This is a genomic window from Cupriavidus sp. C1SS-2L (assembly GCF_057073735.1).
Window position 1 is genome coordinate 2525280 of sequence record NZ_CP172709.1, and the last position, 17837, is coordinate 2543116.

Annotated in this window: 16 protein-coding genes and 1 pseudogene; 4 read left to right on the plus strand and 13 right to left on the minus strand. The window is 65.1% G+C overall.

All coding sequences use genetic code 11. The annotated features are described in order from the left end of the window. Window position 1 precedes the first annotated feature (1 nt). The 4 genes from ACIGJG_RS29400 to ACIGJG_RS29415 all read left to right on the plus strand — a co-directional run bounded on the left by ACIGJG_RS29400 (window position 2) and on the right by ACIGJG_RS29415 (window position 4698). The gene (locus ACIGJG_RS29400) at window positions 2–1465 is read left to right on the plus strand and encodes an N-acyl-D-amino-acid deacylase family protein (protein ID WP_483673590.1); all 1464 of its coding nucleotides are present in this window, start codon (window positions 2–4) and stop codon (window positions 1463–1465) included. A 40-nt stretch (window positions 1466–1505) separates the two neighbouring features. Next, the gene (locus ACIGJG_RS29405; protein WP_011300142.1) at window positions 1506–1898 is read left to right on the plus strand and encodes a RidA family protein; all 393 of its coding nucleotides are present in this window, start codon (window positions 1506–1508) and stop codon (window positions 1896–1898) included. A 141-nt stretch (window positions 1899–2039) separates the two neighbouring features. Further along, window positions 2040–3401: a GntP family permease gene (locus ACIGJG_RS29410; RefSeq protein ID WP_011300141.1), complete on the plus strand. Its 1362-nt coding sequence runs from the start codon at window positions 2040–2042 to the stop codon at window positions 3399–3401. A gap of 121 nt (window positions 3402–3522) precedes the next feature. Further along, window positions 3523–4698, plus strand: a complete 1176-nt coding sequence (locus ACIGJG_RS29415; protein WP_011300140.1) for an ABC transporter substrate-binding protein — start codon at window positions 3523–3525, stop codon at window positions 4696–4698. 34 nt (window positions 4699–4732) lie between these two features. Here the strand turns inward: ACIGJG_RS29415 and ACIGJG_RS29420 are convergent. The 13 genes and pseudogenes from ACIGJG_RS29420 to ACIGJG_RS29480 form a co-directional block, all read right to left on the minus strand. Then, window positions 4733–5691, minus strand: a pseudogene (locus ACIGJG_RS29420) (phosphatidate cytidylyltransferase). A 4-nt stretch (window positions 5692–5695) separates the two neighbouring features. Beyond that, a complete protein-coding gene (locus ACIGJG_RS29425; RefSeq protein ID WP_011300138.1) occupies window positions 5696–6331 on the minus strand; it encodes a lysophospholipid acyltransferase family protein in 636 nt (211 codons plus the stop codon). Between the two features lie 7 nt (window positions 6332–6338). Further along, entirely contained in the window at window positions 6339–6785 is a 447-nt protein-coding gene (locus tag ACIGJG_RS29430) for a hypothetical protein (protein WP_011300137.1), read from the minus strand. Continuing rightward, complete coding sequence (locus tag ACIGJG_RS29435) at window positions 6775–8169, minus strand: phosphatase PAP2/dual specificity phosphatase family protein (protein WP_483673591.1); 1395 nt, start codon at window positions 8167–8169, stop codon at window positions 6775–6777. The genes ACIGJG_RS29430 and ACIGJG_RS29435 overlap by 11 nt, the downstream gene beginning before the upstream one ends. Further along, entirely contained in the window at window positions 8169–9944 is a 1776-nt protein-coding gene (locus tag ACIGJG_RS29440; RefSeq protein ID WP_011300135.1) for a bifunctional alpha/beta hydrolase/class I SAM-dependent methyltransferase, read from the minus strand. The genes ACIGJG_RS29435 and ACIGJG_RS29440 overlap by 1 nt, the downstream gene beginning before the upstream one ends. Before the next feature lie 17 nt (window positions 9945–9961). Then, window positions 9962–10591 (minus strand): CDP-alcohol phosphatidyltransferase family protein, encoded by a 630-nt coding sequence (locus tag ACIGJG_RS29445; RefSeq protein WP_011300134.1) that lies wholly within the window; start codon window positions 10589–10591, stop codon window positions 9962–9964. 182 nt (window positions 10592–10773) lie between these two features. Beyond that, entirely contained in the window at window positions 10774–11475 is a 702-nt protein-coding gene (locus ACIGJG_RS29450; protein WP_483673592.1) for an ABC transporter ATP-binding protein, read from the minus strand. Next, window positions 11468–12220, minus strand: a complete 753-nt coding sequence (locus tag ACIGJG_RS29455) for an ABC transporter ATP-binding protein (protein ID WP_483673593.1) — start codon at window positions 12218–12220, stop codon at window positions 11468–11470. Before ACIGJG_RS29455 ends, ACIGJG_RS29450 begins: the two co-directional genes overlap by 8 nt. Continuing rightward, window positions 12217–13254, minus strand: coding sequence for a branched-chain amino acid ABC transporter permease (locus ACIGJG_RS29460; protein ID WP_049796548.1), 1038 nt, complete (start codon window positions 13252–13254; stop codon window positions 12217–12219). The genes ACIGJG_RS29455 and ACIGJG_RS29460 overlap by 4 nt, the downstream gene beginning before the upstream one ends. A 17-nt stretch (window positions 13255–13271) precedes the next feature. After that, window positions 13272–14135, minus strand: coding sequence for a branched-chain amino acid ABC transporter permease (locus ACIGJG_RS29465; protein WP_483673594.1), 864 nt, complete (start codon window positions 14133–14135; stop codon window positions 13272–13274). Between the two features lie 51 nt (window positions 14136–14186). Beyond that, window positions 14187–15374 (minus strand): 4-hydroxybenzoate 3-monooxygenase, encoded by a 1188-nt coding sequence (pobA, locus tag ACIGJG_RS29470; protein ID WP_011300129.1) that lies wholly within the window; start codon window positions 15372–15374, stop codon window positions 14187–14189. A gap of 154 nt (window positions 15375–15528) precedes the next feature. Then, window positions 15529–16167 (minus strand): VTT domain-containing protein, encoded by a 639-nt coding sequence (locus ACIGJG_RS29475; protein WP_483673596.1) that lies wholly within the window; start codon window positions 16165–16167, stop codon window positions 15529–15531. 79 nt (window positions 16168–16246) lie between these two features. After that, window positions 16247–17617: an APC family permease gene (locus ACIGJG_RS29480; RefSeq protein WP_140950161.1), complete on the minus strand. Its 1371-nt coding sequence runs from the start codon at window positions 17615–17617 to the stop codon at window positions 16247–16249. Between the last annotated feature and the right edge of the window lie 220 nt (window positions 17618–17837).

Genomic DNA, 17837 nt, shown 5'->3' on the forward strand with positions numbered 1-17837 from the left:
TATGCCACACCTGTTTGATACCCTGATCCGCTGCGTCATGCTGATCGACGGCTCGGGCGCCGCGGCGCGCATGGCCGACGTGGCGCTGCGCGATGGCCGCATCGCATCCATCGACGACGCCGGCGCCATCGACGCCGACTCCGCCGCGCACGTGGTCGAAGGCCACGGGCTGGTGCTCTCCCCCGGCTTCATCGACGTGCACACGCACGACGACACCAACGTGGTGCGCCAGCCAGAGATGACGCCCAAGCTGTCGCAGGGCGTGACTACGGTGATCGTCGGCAACTGCGGCATCAGCGCCGCGCCAGTGGTGCTCTCAGGCGATCCGCCCGATCCGATGAACCTGCTCGGGCATGCGGATGCGTTCCGCTACCCGGATTTCCGCTCCTACGTGCAAGCCGTCGACGCCGCCCAGCCATCCGTCAACGTCGCGGCACTCGTGGGACATACCGCACTGCGCAGCAACCACATGGACCGGTTCGACCGCGCCGCCACGCCGGCCGAAATCGCCGCCATGCGCGCGCAGCTCGAAGAGGCGCTGCAGCACGGCGCGCTGGGCCTGTCCACCGGGCTGGCCTACGCGAATGCGTTCAGCGCGCCGACGGAGGAAGTGCTGGCGCTGGCCGAGCCCCTCGCGCATGCGGGCGCGCTCTACGCCACGCACCTGCGCAGCGAATTTGCGGAGATCCTCGACGCGATGGACGAGGCCTTCCGCATCGGCCGCCATGCGCGCGTGCCGGTCGTGATCTCGCACCTGAAATGCGCCGGCGTCCCCAACTGGGGCCGCAGCACCGAAGTGCTTGACGCGCTCGACGCCGCGCAGCGCTGGCAACCGGTCGGCTGCGACTGCTACCCGTACACCGCGAGTTCCTCCACGCTGGACCTCAAGCAGGTCACCAGCGACTTCGACATCATGGTGACGTGGTCCGAAGGCGCGCCCGAGATGGGCGGCCGCCTGTTGGCCGAAATCGCCGCCGAATGGCAGGTCGACCTGCACGAGGCCGCCCGGCGGCTGATGCCGGCCGGCGCCGTGTACCACTGCATGGAAGACGCCGACGTCGACCGCATTCTGAGCCACCCCGCCACCGTGGTCGGCTCCGACGGCCTGCCCAACGACCCGCTGCCGCACCCGCGCCTGTGGGGCGCGTTCCCGCGCGTGCTCGGCCACTATGCGCGCGACCGTGAGCTGTTCCCGCTCGCCGTGGCCGTCAACAAGATGACCGGCATGTCGGCCGAGCGCTTCGGCCTGACCGAGCGCGGCTTCGTGCGCGAAGGCTATTGGGCCGACCTGGTGCTGTTCGATGCCAACACCATTCGTGACGCGGCCAGCTTCACCGATCCGATGCAACCGGCCGAAGGTATTGCCGCGGTCTGGGTCAACGGCGAGGTGTCGTGGCAGCAGCGACAGCCCACCGGCGTGCGCGCCGGCCGGTTCCTGCCGCGCGGCGCCCAGCCCGCGGCGTGACTTCTCTCTCTTCTTGTTTCACCCGATTTCAGGAGCATTTATGGATATCAAACGATTCGGCGTAGAAGGCGGCACCGGCCAGGGCGGCCAGCACATGCCGTTTGCCCGCGCAGTGGCCGCAGACGGCTGGCTCTACGTGTCCGGCCAGGTGCCGATGGTCAATGGCGAACTGGTCGACGGCGGCATCGTGCCGCAAACGCACCAGGCCATCAAAAACGTGCTGGCCATCCTGGCCGAAGCCGGCTACGGCCCCGAGCACGTGGTGCGTTGCGGGGTCTGGCTGGACGACGCGCGCGACTTTGCCTCGTTCAACAAGATCTTCAAGGAATACTTCGGCGCCAACCCGCCAGCCCGCGCCTGCGTGCAGTCCAGCATGGTGGTGGACTGCAAGGTCGAAGTGGACTGCATCGCGTACAAGAAGCCGGCAGCGTGAGCCAGTTGCCTGCTGATTGCCTTATTGCCTGACTGTCTGACTGTCTGATTGCGCTTTCCCCGCCCGCGACCCGGGCGGGACATGAACTGAACTACAAACATTGCCGCCACAAGCGGCCTTTTTTCCACTCAAGGAGACAACATGGGTGCCGTCACCGGAACCACACTGTTGGTGTACGCGCTGATCGCCGTGATCGCCCTGGTCATACTGATCGCGCGCTTCAAGCTCAACCCCTTCATCACCCTGGTCGTCGTCTCTGTGCTGCTCGGCTTCGCCGTGGGCATGCCCATGGGCGACATCATCAAGTCGTTCGAAGCCGGCGTAGGCGGCACGCTCGGGCATATTGCCCTGGTGGTGGGCCTCGGCACCATGCTCGGCAAGATGATGGCGGAATCGGGCGGCGCCGAGCGCATCGCCCGCACGCTGATCGATTTCTTCGGCGAGAAGAACGTGCACTGGGCCATGGTGACCATCGCCTTCATCGTCGGCCTGCCGGTCTTCTTTGAAGTCGGCTTCGTGCTGCTGGTGCCGATCGCCTTCAACGTGGCCAAGCGCACCGGCACGTCGATGGTGCTGGTCGGCATTCCGATGGTGGCGGGCCTGTCCGTCGTGCATGGCCTGATTCCCCCGCACCCGGCAGCGCTGCTCGCGGTCACCGCCTATGGCGCCGACATCGGCCGGACCATCATGTACGCGCTGATCGTCGGCATCCCGACGGCGGCCATTGCCGGCCCGCTGTTCGCGAAGCTGATGGACCGCTACGTCAAGCTGCCCGATGTCAACCCGCTGGCCGCGCAGTTCACCGAGGAAGACGAGAAGGTCAAGGAATCGCACGACCTGCCGGGCTTCGGCATCACGGTGTTCACGATCCTGCTGCCGGTGCTGCTGATGCTGATCGGCAGCTGGGCCGACCTGTTCACGACGCCCAAGACCTTTGCCAACGACTTCCTCAAGCTGATCGGCAACTCGGTCATGGCGCTGCTGATCGCCGCGCTGGTCAGCTTCTACACCTTTGGCAAAGCGCGCGGCTTCAATCGCGACGCGATCCTGAAGTTCACCAACGAGTGCGTGGCGCCTACAGCCATCATCACGCTCGTGGTCGGCGCCGGCGGCGGCTTTGGCCGCATCCTGCGCGATTCCGGCATTTCCAACGCCATCGTCGACGTTGCCACGAACGCGCACGTGTCCGTGTTGGTGCTCGGCTGGCTGGTTGCAGTAATGATCCGCATCGCGACCGGCTCCGCCACCGTGGCCATGACCACGGCCGCCGGCATCGTCGCACCGATCGCGGCCAGCGTGCCGGGGACGCGCCCCGAACTGCTGGTGCTGACCACCGGCGCGGGCTCGCTGATCTTGTCGCACGTGAATGACGGCGGCTTCTGGCTGGTCAAGGAGTACTTCAACATGACGGTGACCCAGACCTTCAAGACCTGGTCGGTCTGCGAAACCCTCATCTCGGTGGTAGCGCTGCTGCTCACGCTGGCACTGGCCACTGTCGTCTGACCTGCGCTGAGCCGGTCAGGGCCCCCGTGTCAATCGGGATTGCCTTGGCCCGGGCACCCTCCTACACTCCCTCCTCGATGCGGCCGCAAGTGCCGCACAGGTCCTATCGAGGAGACAATCCATGACCTTCACGCTGTTGCAGCGCGCCATCGTTGCCTGCGGCGCCCTTGCCCTGTTGTCGGCCGCGGCACACGCCGCCGATCCCATCAAGATAGGCCTGATCGCCCCGTTCTCCGGCAGCTTCGCCGATTACGGCAAGCAGATGGAAGCCGGCGTCAAGGCTTACCAGTCGCTGCATGGCGACACCGTGGCCGGGCGCAAGGTGCAGGTCATCATGAAGGACACCACGGGCCCGGTACCGGATGTGGCCAAGCGTCTCGCGCAGGAGCTGGTGGTACGCGACAAGGTCGACATCCTGGCGGGCTTCGGCCTGACGCCGGAAGCGCTCGCCGTCGCCCCGGTCGCCGAGCAGGCGAAGAAAGCGATGGTGATCTTCAACGCCGCTTCGTCGGTCATCACCACCAAGTCGAACTACATTGCGCGCGTGTCGATGACGCTGCCGCAGATTTCGGCGCCCATGGCCACTTGGGCCGTGAAAAACAATGTGCGCAAGGTGGTCACGCTGGTGGCCGACTACGCGCCCGGCATCGATGCCGAGACCGCGTTCAAGACCAACTTCATCGGCGGCGGCGGGCAAATCATCGAATCGATCCGCGTGCCGCTGCGCAACCCGGAGTTCGCACCGTTCATCCAGCGCATCAAGGACGCCAAGCCTGAGGCCGTGTTCCTGTTCCTGCCGGCCGGCGAACAGGGCGTCGCCTTCATGAAGGGCTTCCGCGAGCGCGGGCTGGCCGAGGCCGGCATCCGCGTGATCGCCACGGGTGACCTGACCGACGACCACGTGCTGCCCGCCATGGGCGATTCGACGCTGGGCGTGATCACGTCGTTCCACTACTCGATGGCGCACGATTCGCGTGAGAACAAGGCCTTCCTGAGCGCCTATTCCGCAGCCAACCCCGGTGCCGGCCGCCCGAACTTCATGACGGTAGCCGCCTATGACGGCATGGCCGCCATCTACGAAGCGCTGAAGAAGACCAATGGCGCCACCGATGGCGACAAGATCATCGGCGCGCTCAAGGGCATGAAGATCATGAGCCCGCGCGGGCCGATCATGATCGATCCGGCCACGCGCGACGTCATCCAGACCGTCTACATCCGCAAGGTGGAAAAACGCGGCAGCGAACTCTACAACATCGAGTTCGACAAGTTCGCCGACGTGAAGGATTCCGGCAAGTAAGCCGCTCGCCGCCCCGTTTCCGGACTGGCACCGCTCACGGTACCCACCAGTAGCGCGTGAGATGGAAGAACACCGGGGCGGCGAAGACCACCGAATCGAGCCGATCCAGCATGCCGCCATGGCCCTGGATCATGTGGCCCACCAGTCCTTGATGCCACGGTCGCGCTTGATCGCCGACATCACCAGCCCACCGAAAAAGCCCATCAGCGCGATGACGAGCGCGATCGCCCCGGCCATCCACGGTGAGCCGTAAGGCGTGATCCACCACAGCGAAGCGCCGAGCGCCGTCGCGCTCGCCACGCCGCCGACGAAGCCTTCCACCGTCTTGGACGGCGACAGAAACGGCGCGATCTTGCGTTTGCCGAACAACTTGCCCCACACGTACTGCAACACATCGCTGCCCTGCACGACGATTACCAGGAAGGCGATCAGCAGCAGGTTGCGGTCCTCATAGCCGGGAATCGGCAGGATCAGCAGCGCCGGCACGTGCGAGATGCAGAACACGCAGATCATCACCGCCCACTGCACGCCCGCACACCGCTCAAGGAAGCGTGTGGTTTCCGATGACAGCGCGGACAGGATCGGCAGGATCAGGAATGCATAGACCGGGATGAAGATCGAAAAGAGCCCATACCAGCCGATATAGACCAGGATGTACTGACACGGCAGGAAGACGAAGAACGCGGCGACCATCGCGCGATGGTCGCCGCGGCGGGTCGTGGTGATCGTGATGAACTCACGCAGCGCGTAGAACGACAGCAGGCCGAACAGCACGATGATCGCGGTACGCCCCATCGCGAACGCAATGCCGAGGACGGCCACCATCCACCACCAAGCCGATACCCGCGCGGCCAGGTTGTCGATCACTGCGTGCGGCGCGCCGCCCGCCACGCGCCAGCGCAGCAGCGCGGTCATCAGCGATGCCAGCAACAGCACGCACAGTACCCCGCCGAACAGCACGCGGGTGTCGTGGATTGCCTGAATACTCGACATGGTTTCACTCCAGCGCCGGCGCCAGCGCAAGCAGTTGCTCGCGGCAGCGGGACAGGAAGGATTCTTTCAGCTCCTCGGGTTGCAGCCGCAGCGGCGTGCCGAAGGTCACGGTACAAAGGAGCGGAACCGGGATAACCTCGCCCTTCGGCATCACGCGGTTGAGGTTGTCGATCCAAACTGGGACGAATTCGATATCCGGGCATGCGCGCGCCAGATGGAAAACGCCGCTCTTGAACGGCAGAAGCGGATCGTCGGTCGTGTTGCGAGTGCCTTCCGGGAAGATAATCAGCGAGGCACCGCCCTGCAGCGCCTGCTCCATCTGAGCAATCGGGTCCGGTCCTGCGCCATCCCGGCCGGCAGTGCGGTCGATCAGCAACGCGCGGAAGACATCGCGACCGATAAACCGCCGCATCGGCGAGGCCTCCCAGTAATCCGCACCGGCCACGGGCCGCGTCGCCGCACGCAGGTCCGGCGGCAGGCAGCCCCAGATCAGCACGAAATCGCCGTGGCTGCTGTGGTTGGCAAAGTAGACGCGCTGTATGGCCTCCGGCAGGCAACCGTTCCAGCGCGCCTGCATGCCCGTAAGCATCTGCGCGAACAGGATGATGGCGCGAGCCACCAGTCGTGAAAGCCAGGTCATGTGGAAATCATTTCAGTAGCAGCAACAGGAGCGCCAGCACCAACTGCGCAAACGTCAGGGCGCCAGCGAGCTTAAGGAAGCGCAGTGCGCCGCGCGAACGCTCGACCACCGAGCGGCCCTTACGCCCCGGCGCCAGCCAACCGAAAACGGAAAGCGCCTGATCGAGTGCGTCGAGTTCGGCCGCATCTCCTGACTCAGCCAGGGCGTCGAACAGTCGACGGTCCAGTTCGACACGAGCCAGCAGCCAGAGCTCGGCCGCGCCCACGACCGCCGCCACCAAACCGAGAATCAGGTACACCAGCGAAGCCGGAGCAAAGTACCCGGCAAGCAGGAGGTTGACCATTGCCAGAACCAGCCCGGCACCATTGAGCCGGGCGGCAGCGTGCATGGCGCCGGCGGCAATGCGCGCCACCCAGGCATCGCTGGCGGGAAGTGGATGAGCTTCAGTCGGCATGGGCGGCTCCTTGCGGATCGGCAACGGCGGCTTGCAGGTAGTGCGCCAATGCATCGACGCTTTGCGGCCCGAGCACCACGGCGGGACGGCTTTGCCGCAACAGCGCCAGCACCTGCTGCGGGTCGCGCAAACGTGCATGCAAGCCCAGCCACGCAGCCGCGATCAGCGCGCTGCGCGAGTAGCCAAGGGCGCAGCTGACCAGCACCGTGCGCCCGTCCTGCTGCCAGCGTTCGATGACCTCGACACCGGTGCGAATCTGCGTTTGCGATGGCACGGTCAAATCCAGCACGGGAACGCAGCGGTAGAGCACGCCCGTCACGAGCCGCGGCAGTTCCGCGGTCAGGTCGAGCACGGCATCCGCGCCGGACTCGCGCAGTTCGACTTCGGCGGGGAGGCGACCGATCCAGACGCCATCGGTGAGCCGGCTGACGGCGGGCTGGCGCCGAGTCCACCAGCGCGAGTTGGCGAAAGCGCCGAGCAGATACGGCCACAGCACCCACCACGCCGCCATGGACAGGGTTCCGTCAGCACGCTTCTGAAACGCGCCCGGCTTGCCGGCACGGTAAATCATGGCAACGCAGCCCAGCGAGATAGCCGCCGACGTCAGCAGGAAAGCAGCCAAGACGGAAACGGACACAACCGCGACGCATGCCAGCCCCAGCAGTCCCGCCGCCAATGCGTAGCTCCGCGCAAGCCTGGGATCAGGCGTGCTTGCATCCGGTCCAACCGCCGGCCTCGGGAGCGCCATGGGAAAAGCAAACACGCATAACCACCCGACCAGCCAGCCCGTCGGAATATCGATGAAATGATGCTGGTACGTCGTCAGGACGGAGACGCCGATCAGTGCAAACCAGATATGCAACAACCAACGCCACACGCCGCGCAGATGCGCGGCATACGCGACCCAGAGAATCACCAGCAGGCTGATATGGAGCGACGGCGCCTGGTTGAAGGGCTTGTCGAAGCCGCCAAGCAGCGTGAAAAGCTGCCCCGGCAGCCCCTCCGCGGGGGGACGCGCAAATGCAAAGCGCAGTGGAAACGCGATAAAGCATGCAACGGAGATAACCTGCGCCGCCAGCAAGCGCTTCACGTGGGCAAGCAGGTCCGCGCGGGTCGCCCACAGGAAAAACGAGATGCCATACAACAGGTCGATCGACCAGTACGGCACGATGGACCACGGCACGAACGGAATGCCGCGCTCCCAGCCGAAGTGGAAATACGGCACGTCTGCACGCTGGCTGGCCAGCCAGTTCGCCAGGCCGTAGGAGGAAAAGAATAGCGCACCCATGATGGCGAGCAGCCCCAGAGCCAGCCGCCATGGCCGGCCCGGTGCCGGATTCCCACCCAGCGTGGCAGAGCCATACGCTGCGCCGTCGCGCTGCATCAGGCGCCCTCGCCTTTCCGGCGCGCCAGGCTGACCGTGAAGATGCCCCACGGGTCGATGCGCTGCGCGAGCTTTTCGAAACCGGCGTGGCGCACGAGTTCATCCATCTCGGCCTGCGAGCGGCGGCGCATGACCCACGCGGATCCGGCACGGTGGCTGGTTAGCGCGCGTGCGATGAACTCGAGTTGCGGATGCCACGGCTGTCCCGTATAGACCAGATAGCCGCCGGGACGCACCGCCTGTGCCAGTCCGCGCAGCGAGCATCCGACCATCTCGTTGTCCCCGAACAGTTCATAGAGCCCGGAAACGATGGCCAGCGTCGGCGCCGGATTCAGCGCGGCAAGGCTGTCGCCATCGAACGCATCGCCCTTTTCGAAGCGCGCGATCGGATCGAGGCCCTTGCGGCGGATCAGGTTCCGTCCCTGCTCGACATTGAGGTCGCTGTAGTCACGCAGCAGGATGCTCTCCACCGCGTTGCCGTCGATGTTGCCGCTTTGCGAGGTCAGCGCCTCCAGCACATAACGCCCGTGGCCGGCGGCAATATCCACGATGCGCACCGGCTCGCCCATGGCCTGCAGGCGGCGAATGGCCTCGCCGATCAGTTCCTCGACATGCAGCTTGCGCTGCCGGATGCCACGCCAGCCAATCGCGTCCAGGTAGTTGCGGTCGACCGCCTGGCCAATGCCGAAGCGGCCCGTCGCCTTGTTGCGATAGACGTAGTCGAGCGTCGAACCCGAATCAAAACCGGTCTGGTGGCCGAGCCGTACGCCTTCGGACAACATGCCGCCAAAGCGCAGCCCTCCACGCACCATGCCCCAATACAGGCCCGCAGGACTGCCAGCGGACAGCGGCACGGCGAGCCGGTCGGCCTCGTCCTTGAAAGGCCCCCGCCGGTCGGCGCCCAGCAGCGACACCGGCTCCGACGGTGTATCGAACTCGCGAACGATGAAACGCCGCGCGGCGGCCACGGCGGATGCGCGATCGCGTTCGCCAAGCGTGTCGTGGTAGAAACCATCGAGCACGATGCGCTCCTTCACGCGCGCCCCCAGCCGATCGAAGAACGCGTCCTGCGGACCACGATGCACGACCCAGTCCGCGCCGGAAATCAGCAGTTGCGTGGGAACCGTAATCGCCGCTGCATCGGCCACGATGCGCTCGCCGGCATCGTAGAGATCGAGCAGCATATTGACCGCGATTGGCCGAGTAATGAGCGGATCAGCGTTGTAGCTGGCCACGCGCTGCGGATCGTGTGTCAGGAATTTCGCCTTGACGTAGCTGTTGACGAAGAACTTGCCGCGCATCTGCTGCATCAGCTTCAGGCCGGGCCGCGCGAATGGCACGTAGAGCTTGACCTTGAACGCCGGTGACGCCACGACCAGACAGCGGATGCGCGGCGCATAGTCGTGCACCCAGGTCGCAGCAAGCACGGCACCGACGCTTTGCGCCACCACGGCAATGCGATCCACGCCGATACCATGCATGGTCGCGATATGGTCGACGAAGGTCTGGATATCGCGGACCGAACAGGCGAGTCCCGGGCTGTAGCCACGCTCGCCGGGCGAGCGCCCGTGGCCGCGTGCATCCCACGCGAAGAAGGCATGGTCAGGCAAGTCCAACTCGTCCACAAGATGCGCAACGCGCCCGGAATGTTCATGTCCGCGGTGGAACAGCAGCACGGCACCGCGTGGCTGACGACTCGCAGCCGGCCAGTGCCGGTAGAACAGTTCCTGCCCGTCATGGGTGGCAAACGAGGACTCGATCGGCGTACGTTCCACGCAGTGCGTCTCCACAATTAGAACGTCGACCGGCGGGCCTGGCTCTCGCGAGCCTCCTGCACGCCACGGCGTACCCGGTTGATGATGGTCAGCACCGTCAACAACGACAGCAAGATCCAGAACCAGTGCCCGAACCCACCCAGCCCCTGCCCGCAGCCGACCCAGAATCCGAGCGCACCGAGCACCAGCGCGCGGTCGCTCTTGCCGAGCGGGCCGTCATAGCGCCGGCTCGCGCCGGCCAGCGGCCCGATCAGGCCCGCGCACTCGGCCACCACGGCCAGGATGGCGAACAGGATGACTTCGCCACCCGACGAGGGCATGGCCCAGGCAAACGGAATGGTCAGTGCGAGGTCCGAAACAATGTCGCCGAGCTCGTTGAGGTATGCGCCCAGCACGCTTTGCTGCCCGTGTTCGCGCGCGAGCATGCCATCGATGGCGTTCAGCGCCATCCGCACGAACAGCCACAGCGGCATCAGCAGGAACACCGCGGGCAGCCACGCCAGTCCGCCGGCCAGCGCGCCGACCACCAGGGAACCGGCAGCCGCCGCCAGCGTGACCTGGTTGGCCGTCACGCCCGACGCTGCAAGCCGTTGCACAGTGGGCCGCAGAAGTGCCTGGAACTTCGGTTTGATCTGGTAAAGCGTCATGGTCTGGTCGGTTCCGGGATCGAAGCATGCTGCCGTGCCACGGCGATGCCGCCGTGTGCGTGAGCTCGCCTGCACAATCTGCGGAGCATAGCGGGAGTTTGCGCAACCGCAAACTATCGTGACAGCCCCCGATACATTTTCGGCCACCTGCGCCAGGGCGGAGCCATTGTCCGGAAGCGTTGTCAGCCGATTCCCATCAGTCGGTCCAGGCGCCTTTTGTCCGCCAGCAGGCTGGCACTGTCTGACACGTGGACCACCCTGCCCCGGTCGAGAACCATCGCCTGCGCAGTCATTGCCAGCGCCAGACTTGCATGCTGTTCAACCACGATCACGGCCATCCCGCCCTGCCCGATCAGCTTGCCAATCACGCGCTGCAGTTCCTGGATGATGATGGGCGCCAGACCCTCCATGGGCTCGTCGAGCAGCAGCAAGGCAGGATTGAGCATCAGCGCGCGCGCAATGGCCAGCATCTGCTGTTCGCCGCCCGACAACTGGTTGCCGAGGTTTCGCCGGCGTTCCTGCAGGCGCGGGAACAGTTCATACACGCGCGCCAGCGTCCAATGGCCCGGACGCGCCACGGCACTCAGGTTCTCTTCCACGGTCAGCGAGGGAAACACCCAGCGCTCCTGCGGCACCCAGCCGATGCCGGCCTGCGCGCGCTGGTGGGACGGCAACCGCGCCAGGTCGCGCCCATGCCAGCACAGCGTGCCGCGGCGAACGCGCGTAAAACCCATTAGTGTGGCGAGCAATGTGGTCTTGCCCACGCCGTTGCGGCCGAGCAGCGCGAGGCTGTCCCCGGACCCCAGCGCAAGGTCGATGCCGTCGATTACCACGGCGTCGCCGTAGCCCGCGCTCAGTCCGTCGATACGCAGCAGCTCACCCATGCACCGCCTCCCCAAGGTAGACCTCTTTCACGCGCAGGTCGGCGGCGATTTCGGCCGGTGCGCCCTCGGTCAGCACCTTGCCGCCAACAAGCACCGTAATGCGCTCGGCAAAGCGGAATACGAGGTCCATGTCATGCTCGATGAATACGATCGTGATTTCGCGCGGCAGCGCGGCAATGACATCGAACAGTTCCGCGCTTTCCGCCGACGGAATGCCGGCCGCGGGCTCGTCCAGCAGCAGGATCGACGGCCGCGTGGCAAGCGCCAGCGCAATCTCAAGCAGCCGCTGCTTGCCATACGGCAGGCAGCGCGTCTCTACATCGGCGTCGCCATCGATCCGCAGGCTCGCCAGCACGGCCATGGCCTCGTCCACCAGCGCGCGCTGCGACGCCACGGTCCGCGACCAGATGCGCGCCGCGCCGGTACGTTCGGCCACAGCCAGAACCACCGATTCGAGCACTGTCAGCCCCGGAAACAGCGTGTTGATCTGGAATGTCCGTGTCATGCCCAGGCGCACGCGCGCATGCTGAGGCAGCTTGGTAATTTCCTGGGTCCCCAGCCAGATGCGACCCGAGGTCGGCGCCAGCGCACCGGTCAGCAGGTTGATAAACGTGGTCTTTCCCGCGCCGTTCGGGCCAATCAACGCATGGCGTGTCCCGGGCGCGAAGTTGAGCGAGATATCGCTGTTGGCCACGAACGCGCCCCACTGGCGCGACAGGCCTTCTGTACGAAGTACTGCTGTCATGGCGCACCGCCTTCGAGCCGTGTCCCGGTACGCCGCGTCAGCCGGCTTCGCGCGGCGTCCATGGCGCCCATGACTCCTCCCCTTGCAAACAGCACCACCAGCACCAGCAACAGGCCGATCCAAAACTGCCAGTACACCGGGTTCATGCCAGCCAGTACATCCTGCGCAATCATGTACAGCGCCGCGCCAGCCAGTGCGCCATACAGGCGTCCGGTACCGCCCAGCACCAGCATGACGAGCAGCTCCGCCGAGCGCGGAAAGCCGAGCACGTCCATGCCGACAAACTGTGTCGTCTGCGCGAGCAGTGCACCAGCCACCCCGGCAATCGCTGCGGACAGCGTGAACGTCGTGCGCAACCGGCGCGGCACGTCAGCACCGAGTGCGGGCATGCGCCGGCCGCCTTCGCGTATGCCGCGCAGCGACAGGCCGAACGGCGACTGGGTAAGGCGCCGCAACAGCAGAAATAGCGCGAAAGTCGCCGCCAGGCTGTACACGTAGGCGGTCTTGCCGATCAAGTCGAATTCAAATACGCCAAGCAGGCGGTCCATGGCCACGCCGGACAAACCGTCCACGCCTCCGGTGACGAATGCCGCCTTGTTGGCAGCCTCGAACAGCATCAGGCCGATGCCCAGCGTCACCATCAGGCGCGTGAGATCGCCGCCCCGCACCACCAGGAAGCTGCACAGCCAGCCGGCCACGGCGGCCATTGCCGCGGCGGCCAGCAGGCCACTGAGCGGCTCGCCCCAGCCGTGCGCCGCCAGCAAGCCAGCCGTATAGGCACCAAGTCCGAAGAATGCTGCGTGCCCGAGCGAGACAATCCCCGCATAGCCAAGGATCAGGTCGAGAGACAGCGCGAACAGCCCGCTGATCAGGATCTGGCTGCCGAGGATCAGGTAGTCCGGCAGCGCAAAGAAGGCCGCGACAGGCAACAGCCAGAACAAGAATTCGGCCGGATGCCAGCGCCCGTCCGGCAACTTCCGCCGCGCGGGCGCCGGTGCGCCGGCGGCTTCGCCGGACGATGCGGCGGGCCGCATCGCACGCATCAGCGTCTTCATGCGCGCCTCCCGTACAGGCCAGCCGGAAACAGGACCAGCAACAGCACCATCATCGCGTAGATGACAAAGGCACCGACTGCTGGCACGTAGTACTTCCCGGCCACGTCCGCGACGCCGAGCACCAGCGCCGCAAGCAGCGGCCCTCGGATGGACCCGGCGCCGCCGACAGCCACCACGAGCAGGAAATACACCATGTACTTGAGCGGGAACGCCGGATCGAGGCCAAGCATATCGACGCCGAGCCCTCCGCCGAGCCCCGCCAGGCCGGAGCCCAGCGCGAATGTCAGGCTGAATACGCGGTCAACATTGATGCCCAGCCCGCGCGCGGCCTGCTGGTTGTCCACCGCGGCCCGCACTTGCGCGCCGAAGCGCGTGCGCGCCACCAGCCAGCCCAGTGTCGCGGTGATCGCCACCACCACACCGATCAGGAAGAGCCGGTACACGCCCAGATCCACCCCGCCCACGCGCACTTGGCCGCGCAGCGCCGCGGGCAGTTCCACGGGCTGCTGGCCCGGGCCGAACAGGTAGTTCGCTCCGGCCATCGCCATGAATGTCAGGCCGATGGAAAACAGCACCTGGTCGAGATGGCTCGCCTGGTAGAGCCTGCGGTACAGTGTGCGTTCCAGTACCCAGCCCGCGGCCGCTGCCCCGGCGAACGCAATCAGCAGCGACAGCAGGAATGGCACGCCGGCGCGGTTCATCAGCACCACGGCGACATAGCCACCCAGCATCGCGAAGGCGCCATGCGCGAGGTTGACGAAATTCATCAGGCCCATGGTCACGGATAGCCCGACGCTGATCAGGAACAACAGGTTGCCGTACGCCAGGCCGTCAAACAGCACGCCCAAGAGACTTGTCATGGTGATCGGTACATTCGGTGGGGCTAAGTTGCGTTGAAGAAAGGGACGCGCTCACGCAGGCAACGGCGCGAACGGCAGGCCCACATAGTTTTCGGCCAGCATGCGCGATGCTGCCTGTGACGCGCACACATAGGCCAGTTCGGCATGCTGCAGCCGCGCCGTGAACGGCGTATGGTCATCGAAGCGATGCAGCAATGACGTCATCCACCACGAGAAATGTTCCGCACGCCAGACGCGCGCAAGGCAGGCCGACGAGTATCCGGCCAGCAGATCGTCGCGGCCGTGGCGGTAGTGCGTGACCAGCGCGTGGGCCAGGTTACGCACGTCGGCCACCGCGAGATTCATGCCCTTCGCGCCCGTTGGCGGCACGATATGCGCGGCATCGCCGGCCAGGAACAGGCGGCCATATTGCATCGGCTCGGTGACCAGACTGCGCATCGGCGTGATGCCCTTCTGCAGCACCGGCCCCTCGTTCAGATGCCAGCCGTCGCCGGTTTCGAGCCGTGCATGCAGTTCGTCCCAGATGCGCCGATCGGTCCAGCCGGCCAGGTCTTCGTCGGGCCGGCATTGCAGGTAAAGCCGCGTGATTTCAGGCGATCGCATCGAGAACAGCGCAAAGCCACGCGCATGGCTCGCATAGATCAGCTCCTGCGCCGCGGGTGCAGCGCTGGCCAGGATGCCCAGCCATGCAAACGGATAAGACCGCTCGAAGACCTGCAACGCGCCGGCCGGCACCGCGTGGCGCGACACGCCGTGCGAGCCGTCGCAGCCGGCAATGAAGTCGCACGCCAGCACATGGCGCTGCCCGCCATGCTCGAACGACAAGGATGGCGACTGCGTGTCCAACCCATGCAGGGCAACCTGCGACACCTCGAACAGCAGCGGCGCACCGCAAGCCTGCCTGGCGGCGATCAAATCGCGCACGACCTCATGTTGTCCATACACAGTGATTGCGCGCCCACCGGTCAGCCCGCTCAGATCGATGCGGTGGCGCTGCCCATCGAACAGCAGGTCGATGCCGTGGTGCACCATGCCTTGCTCGCGCAGGCGCGCGGCCACGCCAGCCTCTTCCAGCAGGTCGACAGTACCTTGTTCGAGCACCCCGGCGCGTATGCGCGCCTCGACATGTGCCTGGGTACAGTCTTCGAGAATGACGGAATCAATACCGGCCCGCTGCAGCAAATGACCGAGCAGCAGCCCGGCCGGGCCCGCGCCGATGATTGCGACCCGGGTGCGCATGTTGCCTGTCTCCAGTTCTGGGAATGGGCCACGCCCCGTTACGCGGGGCGTTACGGTAGCGGCACTTTATCGGGTGGATTGTTGCGGGTGCCAGGGATTTTTGCAATCGGGCGGTGTCCTGCCTCGATACGCTGCGAAGGCATATTTGCCAGGGCTACCTTCCCACCCTCAATCTGCGCCAGACATTGGCGACAACCAGCGCCCCCACACCCATCACAATCCCCGACAGCACAATGGCCCCCATGTGGTCACGCACCTGCGGCACGTTTCCGAAGAAGTAGCCAAGCACCGGCAGCGAAACAGACCATAGCAATGCGCCAGCCGCAGCCGCGAGCAGGAAGCGCGCTGCACCCATGCCTGCTATGCCACCCACGAACGGCGCAAAGGTACGCACCACCGCGATGAAAGGCGAAAGCAGGAAGGTCACGTCGCCGTGCTCGGCATAGAACCGATGCGTCCGCTCCAGCGCCGCCTGGTCTATCCACCGCAATTGCCTGCCCAGCACTTTCATACCGATCGCACGGCCCACGCCGTAGTTCAGCAGGCTGCCGCCCAGCGCCGCCACGAACAACAGCGGCATCAGCACCCACAGACTCAGGTAACCCGACGCGCAGAACGCGCCACAGATGAACAGCAAGGGATCGCCCGGCAGGAAAAACAGAGGCAGCACGCCGATCTCGGCAAACACCACGGCGAACAGGATGGCGTAGACCAGCGGGCCGTAGTGCGCGATGGCGGCGCCGAGATGCTGGTCGAAGTGCAGCAACAGCTGCCACAGAGATATGGAGTCCATGATCGGCGCGCACAGGCGTCTTGCAATTCATCGGGTATAAAAATGCCGGACAACATGACGCCGGCAGCATTGAGCGGGTTCAGGCGGCAGGAGATGCCCAGATCTTCTTGCGGTTCAGCGCCAGCGGAACGGCACCACAGGCTATGCCTCCCAGGCCAACGACATTGGTGACCCAATCGAAAGTCGGGATACTGTAGATCGCGATGAAGAAAAGGAACAGCCCGCTTCCCACCGGCCAGATGACGTGGCTAACGGCATGCCATGGACCTTGCGCCAGCATCGATCGGTAATACCAGCCGCAGGCGAGCCCGGTCAGCCCGAGGTAGAAGCAGATCTGAAAACCGATGGCGGTAATGGAATCCTGCAGGATGACGTTGATCGTCGGCAGGTAAGACGAAGCGAACAGCAGCACGAGTCCGGCGATCCAGATGAAGAAGATGGCAAAGTGCGGCGTCCGCCAACGCGGATGCAGGCGCGCGTAGCGATGGTGGAGTGCCCCGTCGCGGCTCGTGGCAAACAGTGTGCGTGTGAACTGGAGCATCTGCGTCTCGACCGTTCCCACTGTGCTCAGCAGCACCGCAATGATCGCGACATAGCCCCAGGTGGGTCCGAACAACTTCTCCGCAATGGCAAAGATGACGTTGGTGTTGTAGTGCTGGATCTCGGCATCCGACAGGCCGAGCAGCGTGATGACGATGAAGACCAGGAAGAACGTCATCAGGAACACCATCGACCAGAACGCGGCGCGACCCGGGATGCGGTTCGGGTCGCGCGTCTCCTCGCTGAGGTTCAGGGTCACGTCCCAGCCGTAGAAAAAGAAAATTGCGATCAGCGCGCAGTTGGCGAACATGCCGGGAGAGAACGCGAACGGCCAGAACCATGCCAGCGAGAACGGGTGCTGTGGCGCATGCGGAAACGTGAGGAAGCTCGCGATGATGATCACGAGCAGAATCGCGCCCTCGATGACTGTCATCAGCACTTGCAGGTAACTGGTGAGCTTGATGCCCTTGACGATCACTGCACTGACGAACGTGAGCCATGCCGCCGCGATCAGCGTCACGTAATGCACGTTATTCATCTTCGGCCGGTCGAAAACGAGCAGCGTGGCATTGGCCGCGGGAATCATGGCAGAGACCATGAACACGCAGCACAGCACCAGCAGCGCCCAACCGGCAAGAAAGCCGAAGGCTCGCCCGAATACCATGCTCACCCACGCATAGGAAGTGCCGGCGCTCGCCAGGGCCCGATTCAGGTTGATGAACGCAAATGCGATGCCAAACATGATGAGCCCGCACACCAGGATGCTCGCCGGCGACAGCGTGCCGGCCGTACCGATGATCGTGGAAGTCGTGATCTCGATGCTGTAGGCCGGCGCCGTGCCGGCGATGCCCATGATCACGGATTCGACGATGCCCAGCGAATCAGCGTTGAGCTTGGCAGATGGGTCCATGGAGCATGCAACGCTCGGTCGGCAATCATGGATCGATTTCTACTCTCCCCGGTCCATAGCGGCAAGAGGATTGGCCGGGATGGGGGAGATTCCGACCATGACGAACGATGGCCGGAACCCGCGATATGCGCTGCAGCGCATAAAGGCTAGTCAGCGGCACCCGCCGGGCCAAATGCTTTACAAGGCAGTCGCCCGGAGCTAAGGTCAACGGGTGCCATTC

What these genes read in the sequence shown, in the direction of transcription:
- ACIGJG_RS29460 (WP_049796548.1), bottom strand. Translation starts at nt 13,254, where the DNA reads ATGCGGCCCGCCGCATCGTCCGGCGAAGCCGCCGGCGCACCGGCGCCC.
- ACIGJG_RS29415 (WP_011300140.1), top strand. Translation starts at nt 3,523, where the DNA reads ATGACCTTCACGCTGTTGCAGCGCGCCATCGTTGCCTGCGGCGCCCTT.
- ACIGJG_RS29480 (WP_140950161.1), bottom strand. Translation starts at nt 17,617, where the DNA reads ATGGACCCATCTGCCAAGCTCAACGCTGATTCGCTGGGCATCGTCGAA.
- ACIGJG_RS29425 (WP_011300138.1), bottom strand. Translation starts at nt 6,331, where the DNA reads ATGACCTGGCTTTCACGACTGGTGGCTCGCGCCATCATCCTGTTCGCG.
- ACIGJG_RS29455 (WP_483673593.1), bottom strand. Translation starts at nt 12,220, where the DNA reads ATGACAGCAGTACTTCGTACAGAAGGCCTGTCGCGCCAGTGGGGCGCG.
- ACIGJG_RS29430 (WP_011300137.1), bottom strand. Translation starts at nt 6,785, where the DNA reads ATGCCGACTGAAGCTCATCCACTTCCCGCCAGCGATGCCTGGGTGGCG.
- ACIGJG_RS29445 (WP_011300134.1), bottom strand. Translation starts at nt 10,591, where the DNA reads ATGACGCTTTACCAGATCAAACCGAAGTTCCAGGCACTTCTGCGGCCC.
- ACIGJG_RS29435 (WP_483673591.1), bottom strand. Translation starts at nt 8,169, where the DNA reads ATGCAGCGCGACGGCGCAGCGTATGGCTCTGCCACGCTGGGTGGGAAT.
- pobA (WP_011300129.1), bottom strand. Translation starts at nt 15,374, where the DNA reads ATGCGCACCCGGGTCGCAATCATCGGCGCGGGCCCGGCCGGGCTGCTG.
- ACIGJG_RS29450 (WP_483673592.1), bottom strand. Translation starts at nt 11,475, where the DNA reads ATGGGTGAGCTGCTGCGTATCGACGGACTGAGCGCGGGCTACGGCGAC.
- ACIGJG_RS29410 (WP_011300141.1), top strand. Translation starts at nt 2,040, where the DNA reads ATGGGTGCCGTCACCGGAACCACACTGTTGGTGTACGCGCTGATCGCC.
- ACIGJG_RS29475 (WP_483673596.1), bottom strand. Translation starts at nt 16,167, where the DNA reads ATGGACTCCATATCTCTGTGGCAGCTGTTGCTGCACTTCGACCAGCAT.
- ACIGJG_RS29400 (WP_483673590.1), top strand. Translation starts at nt 2, where the DNA reads ATGCCACACCTGTTTGATACCCTGATCCGCTGCGTCATGCTGATCGAC.
- ACIGJG_RS29405 (WP_011300142.1), top strand. Translation starts at nt 1,506, where the DNA reads ATGGATATCAAACGATTCGGCGTAGAAGGCGGCACCGGCCAGGGCGGC.
- ACIGJG_RS29465 (WP_483673594.1), bottom strand. Translation starts at nt 14,135, where the DNA reads ATGACAAGTCTCTTGGGCGTGCTGTTTGACGGCCTGGCGTACGGCAAC.